This is a genomic window from Polaromonas sp. P1_E1_2, assembly GCF_056406035.1.
The window spans coordinates 1-1,569 of sequence record NZ_JBFUAZ010000790.1 but is presented as its reverse complement, the minus strand read 5'-3'; the positions used below and the strand labels follow the sequence as shown (position 1 = coordinate 1,569).

Here is a 1,569-nt window from a genome sequence, read left to right as displayed (position 1 = left end):
GTGGGTGAATGGGCTGCCCGGCTTTTATCGATCTCACGGTCAGCCACCTCCAAGGTAGTCAAAGCGACTCGGACTTGCAGTGATTGTTCACGGGCACTGTCTACCCAGGACTGAACTGTCACTGGTTGTATACCCGGCAACCGACCACCATCACGCAGGCGCGCCAGACGGACTTCAGAGTCGCCCAGGATACGCGCGAGTTCAGCACGTCTGTTTTCCATATCGCTGGCAGYGGCAACTGCTTGGGCCCTTGACAGATCTAACCGGGACTTGGCCTCATGCACGTCTGTCACCGTTGCCGTACCTACCTCAAAGTTACGGCGCGCCAAACCCAGCTGCAGCTCGACAGCGCTGATTTGCAGACGCGCCACGCGCTCGGCCTCCTGCGCAACCAATACATCCAGGTAAGCTTGAGCCGTTCGCACAATCAGCTCTTGCTCGGTTTGTCGAAACTGCGCCTCGGCCAATATCTCCTGCTGTTCTGCTTGGCTCAAGGCCATCCAGCTGGTTGCGCGCCATAACGGTTGCGTCAGTTGCAGATTCCAGCTCCGGTTGCGCACATTGCGATCTATATAAGGAGCCTCACTGAAAGCAGCCTGTCCCGACTGCTTGCTGGTGGAGCCGATCAAATTCACTGCGGGAAGCAGCCCAGCACGCGCCTGGGGTACGCGCTCACGCGCCGCTTGCAGGGCATGGGCCGCTCCCCGGTAGGTCGGGTCGCGCTCCTGCGCTTTGCGATAAACCGCCAACAAATTGGCGGCCTGAACATTAAACGACGATAGAAGAAAAAATGTGGCGAACACAGGTCTAATAAGAAAAGTAGCAATACTCAACCAATGACGCGTTAGACAGGTTGGCATGCACAGGAGCACATCACCTTTCACGCAAAGACTCCTGCTTATAGCGCAGCATGGGTGAGATGAAATACTCAATCATGCGACGCTCGCCAGTACGAATATCCGATGTCACGCTCATGCCAGCGGTAACGGCTCCGTGCAAACCATTCACAACACTCGGTGTCTCCATCGTGTTCAACTTGATACGCACCGGATATATCGGGCCAAGCTTGGGGTCAGCCATCGCATCGGTGCCAACCCACAGCACGGTGCCTTCTATATATCCAAAGCGGGTGAAGTCAAAGGTCTCTACCTTATGGATCACACGCTGGCCGACTTTGACATGACCGATGTCGCGGTTCATGACCTGAGCTTCGACCTCCAGGAGGGCGTCGTGGGGCACGATGGTCATGAGCGCCTGCGCTTGAGTAACCACGCCACCGACCGTCGTGACTGCCAGCTGCTGTACCACACCGTCAATCGGGCTGCGCAGCGTTTGCAGGTCGCGCCGCTGCGTGGCCTTGATCAACTCCTGGCGAGCCGCATCATGCTTGCGAATGGCGTCCACCAATTCAGCGCTGGCCCGGGCACGAAACTCGGCCTGTGCCTGTTTGCGCTGTTGGACAGATGCATTAAGGCTCGCTGCTGATTCATTCAACCTCTTGCCCATCACGGAGATATCCTTTTCCATGTTGAGGAGTTCAAGCCGGGTTTCAATCAAGCCCGTCTGCGC

The 1,569-nt window shown here is 57.0% G+C and carries 2 protein-coding genes; both read right to left on the bottom strand.

Annotated features, from left to right (window positions below):
- On the bottom strand, positions 1-803 hold an 803-nt coding region (locus AC1D1P_RS22915), incomplete at its 3' end, for a TolC family protein (protein ID WP_477674577.1).
- Between the two features lie 70 nt (positions 804-873).
- Positions 874-1,569: HlyD family type I secretion periplasmic adaptor subunit (locus tag AC1D1P_RS22910; protein WP_477674576.1), on the bottom strand; the 696-nt coding region annotated here is incomplete at its 5' end.